This is a genomic window from Saccharopolyspora sp. NPDC002686 (genome assembly GCF_040295745.1).
GTDB classification, from domain to species: domain Bacteria; phylum Actinomycetota; class Actinomycetes; order Mycobacteriales; family Pseudonocardiaceae; genus Saccharopolyspora; species Saccharopolyspora oryzae.
Window position 1 is genome coordinate 1 of the sequence record NZ_JBEOVY010000451.1, and the last position, 5,352, is coordinate 5,352.

General features: G+C 71.1%; 6 protein-coding genes. 3 read left to right on the forward strand and 3 right to left on the reverse strand.

Annotation, left to right across the window (positions count from 1 at the left end; genetic code table 11):
• Window positions 1-156 precede the first annotated feature (156 nt).
• Together lipA and ABTZ89_RS35215 are read right to left on the reverse strand one after the other, a co-directional pair.
• On the reverse strand, window positions 157-1,158 hold the full coding sequence (lipA, locus tag ABTZ89_RS35210) for a lipoyl synthase (RefSeq protein ID WP_270949491.1): 1,002 nt from the start codon (window positions 1,156-1,158) through the stop codon (window positions 157-159).
• 84 nt (window positions 1,159-1,242) lie between these two features.
• Window positions 1,243-2,166 (reverse strand): oxidoreductase, encoded by a 924-nt coding sequence (locus tag ABTZ89_RS35215; RefSeq protein ID WP_351053103.1) that lies wholly within the window; start codon window positions 2,164-2,166, stop codon window positions 1,243-1,245.
• Between the two features lie 94 nt (window positions 2,167-2,260).
• On the opposite strand from ABTZ89_RS35215, the gene ABTZ89_RS35220 reads away from it, so the two are divergent.
• Window positions 2,261-3,085, forward strand: a complete 825-nt coding sequence (locus ABTZ89_RS35220) for a hypothetical protein (RefSeq protein ID WP_351053106.1) — start codon at window positions 2,261-2,263, stop codon at window positions 3,083-3,085.
• 7 nt (window positions 3,086-3,092) lie between these two features.
• On the opposite strand, the gene ABTZ89_RS35225 is transcribed toward ABTZ89_RS35220, so the two are convergent.
• Window positions 3,093-3,566 carry a hypothetical protein gene (locus ABTZ89_RS35225; protein WP_351053109.1) on the reverse strand — a complete coding sequence of 158 codons (474 nt, stop codon included), beginning with the start codon at window positions 3,564-3,566 and terminating at the stop codon, window positions 3,093-3,095.
• Between the two features lie 118 nt (window positions 3,567-3,684).
• Between ABTZ89_RS35225 and ABTZ89_RS35230 the strand changes: the two genes are divergently transcribed.
• Window positions 3,685-4,284: a TetR/AcrR family transcriptional regulator gene (locus ABTZ89_RS35230; protein WP_351053112.1), complete on the forward strand. Its 600-nt coding sequence runs from the start codon at window positions 3,685-3,687 to the stop codon at window positions 4,282-4,284.
• Between the two features lie 38 nt (window positions 4,285-4,322).
• Entirely contained in the window at window positions 4,323-5,267 is a 945-nt protein-coding gene (locus ABTZ89_RS35235) for an LLM class F420-dependent oxidoreductase (RefSeq protein WP_351053115.1), read from the forward strand.
• The last annotated feature ends 85 nt before the right edge of the window (window positions 5,268-5,352 follow it).

Here is a 5,352-nt window from a genome sequence, read left to right on the forward strand (position 1 = left end):
AGCGAACTCCGAAGGGGTCAGCAGCGGCTGGTCGCCACCGGAACTGGCCACGACCTTCCCCTCTACTTCGGGGTGCTCTGGCGCCCCGAAGTGCTCACGTGTCATGACCAGCGGAAACGATCCCCGGGCCGATGGATGTGCGGTTGTGGGAACTGCTCAGCGGGACAGCAGGCTGGTGGCCTCCTGCGCGGCCGTCCCCTCCTTGGCCAGGTGCGCCAGGTTCTCCGGGAGCGGCATGCCGCGGTGCACGGTCGCCTTGGCGAACAGCCGGCCGGCGCGGTAGCTGGAGCGCACCAGCGGCCCGGCCATCACACCGGGGAAGCCGATCTCCTCGGCCGCCTTGGTGTGCTCGACGAACTCCTCCGGCTTGACCCACCGGTCCACCGGGTGGTGGCGCGGGCTGGGCCGCAGGTACTGGGTGATGGTGATGATGTCGCAGCCCGCGTCGTGCAGGTCCTGCAGCGCCGGGCGCACCTCGTCCGGGGTTTCGCCCATGCCCAGGATCAGGTTGGACTTGGTGACCAGGCCCGCGTCGCGCGCCTCGGAGATCACCTTCAGCGACCGCTCGTAGCGGAATCCGGGGCGGATCCGGCGGAACACGCTGGGCACGGTCTCCAGGTTGTGCGCCAGCACCTCCGGCCGGGAGCCGAAGACCTCGGCCAGCTGGTCGGGGTCGGCGTTGAAGTCCGGGATCAGCAGCTCCACGCCGGTGCCCGGGTTGAGCGCGTGGATCTGGCGGACCGTCTCCGCGTACAGCCAGGCACCGCCGTCGGGCAGGTCATCGCGGGCGACGCCGGTGACCGTCGAGTAGCGCAGGCCCATCGCCTGCACCGATTCGGCGACCTTGCGGGGCTCCTCGACGTCCAGCGCGGCCGGCTTCCCGGTGTCGATCTGGCAGAAGTCGCAGCGGCGGGTGCACTGGTCCCCACCGATGAGGAACGTCGCCTCGCGGTCCTCCCAGCACTCGAAGATGTTGGGGCAGCCCGCCTCCTCGCAGACGGTGTGCAGTCCTTCGCGGCGGACCAGACCCTTGAGCTCCTGGTACTCGGGTCCCATCCGCGCGCGGGTCTTGATCCACGACGGCTTCTTCTCGATCGGGGTCTGGCTGTTGCGGGCCTCCAACCGCAGCAGCTTGCGACCCTCCGGCGCCACAGTCACGCGCCCCAGGCTACGCCCTCGGGGCGCGCCGTGGTCATCTCGCATCTCGTTCCACCAGGCGAAAGAAACCGCTGGTGAGCTGGGTCACCAACTCGGCGCGACGCCGGTGTGCTCGGCGGTGGCCTCCCACAGCCGCTGGGCGGTGCGGACGTCCCGCGCGGCCTTGCTCACCCGTGCCCGGGACGGGTGGCCGCGGACCTCGCCGATGCCGCCGGGGCCGAAGTAGTCGCCGCCGCGGACGCCCGGTGCGGTCGCGGCGAAGAGCTGCGGCAGGGCGCCGTGCTCGGCCGGCTGGGTGACCAGGCGGGTGCCCAGGTGGACGACGTTGTGCACCGGTGCAGGCAGCGAGTGCAGGCGGGACGTGTTGCGGGTCAGCTCGGTCATCGCCATGCCCGGGTGGGCGGCAACGCTGATCAGGTCGTGCTGCGCGCGCTTGGCCGCGCGGTCGAGTTCCAGCGCGAACAGCAGGTTGGCGAGCTTGGACTGGCTGTAGGCGCGCACCGGGTGGTAGCGGCGGCGGGTGAAGTTCAGGTCGTCGACGTCCAGGCCGCCGCCGTGGTGGGCGAGGCTGGAGACCGTCACCACCCGCGCGCCCGGGCGCAGGGCCGGGAGGAGCAGCCAGGTCAGCGCGGCGTGGCCGAGGTGGTTGGTGCCGATCTGCAGCTCGAAGCCGTCCTCGGTGGTGCGGCGCGGGGTGGCCATCACCCCGGCGTTGTTCATGAGGACGTCCAGGCCGTCGGTGCGCTCGCGGATCTCGGCGGCGGCGTCGCGGACCGACGAGAGGTCGGCGAGGTTCAGCTCGACGAGTTCTGGTGCCGTGGTGGCGGTCCGGGCGATCTCCTGCTGGGCTGCGCGTCCCTTCTCGGCGTTGCGGCAGGCGATGAGGACGCGGGCGCCGCGTTCGGCTAGGGCTTGCGCGCTGCGGCGGCCCAGGCCGGAGTTCGCACCGGTGATCAGCGCGGTTCGGCCGGTCTGGTCGGGGATGTCGGCTGCGGTCCACCTCGTCATGCCCGAAACCTACTCTCGGTAGGTTCGGTGTACCAGGGGTCGCCGGTGATCGATGCGGGAATACTGACCGGTCGTGTCTGCAACATCTTGGACGGTGCGCATCCGATGGGCGCCGTGGTCCCGCGTGATGCGCCTGCGCGTGATGGGTGATCGTTGGCCGAGGCTGAGTGAAGGCCCGATCTCGGTAGCGCTGCGGTTGGCCTGGCTCGTGCCGTTCACCCTGGTGCTGCTCGGCTGCTGGCTGGAACTGCTGGTCATCTTCGCGTTGATGCCGCTGGTCCTGGTCGTGCGAGCCGCCAACCGGGGATGGCGGTTGGAGATCAGCGCCCGCGGGTGCCGCGCCGGGGTGGTCCGCGTGGGGACCCTCGCCACGGCGCGGCGGATGCGTAGTGCGTTGCGCGAGCACCTCGGCAGCAACAGCGGGCTCGACGGAGCGGAGGCGCTGCTGGCGGGGGAGCACGCGAAGTTCACGCCGGTCGAGATCAAGGCGCAGCGCTGGCGGCTGGTGGAGAAGAAGCTGAGCCCCTACGGGCGGCGGCGCTGGTTCTTGTGGCGGCGCAAGACGTCGTTCGAGTACGCGCTGGACAGCCTGCCCAGCGGGCTCGGTGACGATCCGATCTCGGCGATCATCGCGATCCCGTTCCTGCTCCTGTTCGCGGTCCTGTTCTGCGCTGCGGCGGCGGAGCTCGCGGTGCAGATCGCGCTGATGCCGTTCGTAGTCGTGCTCCGGCTGTGCCACGTGCTGCCGTGGCCGGTGGAGCTGGTCCGGCCGAACGCGGCGGTCGAGCCCTCGGCGCTGATCCGCGGCATGGCCGCGTCGGTGCGCGAGCGGCGAGCCCTGACCACCGCCCACGCGCTCCGCATGCCGGTGCCGACCCTCCGGCAGGAGCCGACCGCCCCGGCGTTCCAGCGTTCGTGACTGCGGGTCAGCGCAGGGACAGCAGGCAGGACTTGCGGGATTCGGTCGGGGTGGCTCGGATCAGCTGGAGGAAGGCCTTGCCGACGCGGGCGATCTCCGCGTCCGGCTCGGCGGGTTCGGCCAGGCCGGTGGCCAGGGCGAGCATGCGGTGCTCGCGGGCCGCGTCGTGGCGCAGGACCGGGTTCGCCTGGTGCCGGTCGAGCAGGTCGCGGAGCGCCGGGTTCGCCTCGGCGGTGCGGCGCCAGGCCTCGGTGACCGCCTGGATGCGGTCGCCGTCCGCGGCGTCGTCGGTTTCGGCGAGCGCGACGTCGATCCGGCCGGTCAGCTGCTGGGTCCACTTGTACTGCAGGGCGCGCAGCAGCTCGGTGGTGTCGGTGAAGGGCGCGGGCACTCGGTCGAGTGCCTGGTCCGGGTTCTGGCGAGCGTTGCCGAGAACCGTCGCGATCGCGCTCTGCCGCTGGTGGAAGTCGTTCCAACTCATGGTCGCTCTCCGGGATCGGACCCGGGTGGATACCCCGGGTGTGCGGCATACCGAGAGTATGTTGGTACACCGAGGGTAGCACGGCTGCGTACCGTCGGTATGACATAGGGTTGTGAGCATGGCGACAGCTCGACCTCGACGTTTGGAGTACTCGGAGGCCACCCGGCAGGCGCTGGTGGACTCCGCCGTCGAGCTGTTCACCGAGCACGGCTACGCGGGCACTTCGCTGGAGGAGATAGCCAGGCTGGCCCGGGTCACCAAGGGCGCGCTCTACCACCACTTCGGCGGCAAGCAGGCGTTGTTCGAGGCGGCTTTCGACGCGGTCGAGACCAGCGTCGTCTCGCGCCTGGGCGGAGTGCTGTCCGATGCCGGGGACCAGTGGGAGGCCACCCGCTCCGGGCTCAGCGCCTTCCTGGAGGTCTGCCTGGAACCGTCCTACCAGCGCATCGTCGTGCAGGACGGGCCCGCCGTGATGGGCTGGGAGCGCTGGCGCGCCGCCGAGGAGTCCTACACCTTCGGGGTGGTGCGCGCGGCTGTCGCCGGGCTGATCGAGTCGGGGGAGATCGACCCGCTGCCGATCGATGCGCTGGCCCGCGTGGTGTTCGGCTCGCTGTCGGCGGGCGCGACCGCCATAGCGGCCTCCAGCACGCCGAAGGAGGCCCGCGCGGACATCGGGGCCTGCATCGAGCGAGTCCTGCAGGGCCTGCGCACCCGTTGACGAGGTGGCGCCAGGTCGGCGCCACTAGCCTCGAGATCGTGACTGAGAACTTCAAGCTGCGGATCTTCACCGAGCCCCAGCAGGGCGCGACGTACGACGACCTGCTGCGGGTCGCCAAGCACGCGGAAGCGACCGGCTACGACGCGTTCTTCCGCTCCGACCACTACCTCAAGATGGGGTCGGTGACCGGCGAACCCGGCCCGACCGACGCCTGGGTGACGCTGGCCGGACTTGCCCGCGAGACCAGCCGGCTGCGGCTGGGCACGCTGATGACCGCCGGCACCTTCCGGCTGCCCGGCCCGCTGGCGATCGCCGTGGCGCAGGTCGACCAGATGTCCGGCGGGCGCATCGAGCTCGGCCTCGGCAGCGGTTGGTACGAGGAGGAGCACACCGCCTACGGCATCCCGTTCCCGCCGCTCAAGGAGCGCTTCGACCGCTACGCCGAGCAGCTGGAGATCATCACCGGGCTGTGGAGCACCCCTGCCGGTGAGCACTTCCACTTCGACGGCAAGCACTACCAGCTGGCCGAATCTCCCGCGCTGCCCAAGCCGGTGCAGCAGCCGCGGCCGCCGGTGCTGATCGGCGGCATGGGCAAGAAGCGCACTCCGGCGCTGGCCGCGCGCTTCGCCGACGAGTTCAACCTGCCGTTCGCCGACGTCGACACAGCTGCCGCGCAGTTCGAGCGGGTCGGCGAGGCGTGCGAGGAGATTGGCCGCGACGCCGGCGAGATCGTGCGCTCGGCCGCGCTGGTGCTGTGCGTGGGCAAGGACGAGGCGCAGATCGCCCGCCGGGCCGAGGCCATCGGCCGCGAGGTCGAGGAGCTGCGGCTCAACGGCCTGGCCGGCACCCCGGCGGAGGCGGTCGACAAGATCGGTGCCTGGCGCGAGCGCACCGGCATCACCCGCCTGTACCTGCAGGTGCTGGACCTCTCCGACCTGGACCACCTCGACCTGGTCGCCAGCGAGATCGCTCCCCAGCTCTGAGCTCGGGAGGACGGAGCGAACGGACCGTTGGTGCGGCGTTTCGAGGTGAACGGTCCGTTCGCTCCGTTCCATCAGGTGCGGAGCT

Excerpts from the sequence above, each read along its gene's own strand:
- ABTZ89_RS35225 (WP_351053109.1), bottom strand. The coding sequence starts at position 3,566 with ATGAGTTGGAACGACTTCCACCAGCGGCAGAGCGCGATCGCGACGGTT.
- ABTZ89_RS35230 (WP_351053112.1), top strand. The coding sequence starts at position 3,685 with ATGGCGACAGCTCGACCTCGACGTTTGGAGTACTCGGAGGCCACCCGG.
- ABTZ89_RS35215 (WP_351053103.1), bottom strand. The coding sequence starts at position 2,166 with ATGACGAGGTGGACCGCAGCCGACATCCCCGACCAGACCGGCCGAACC.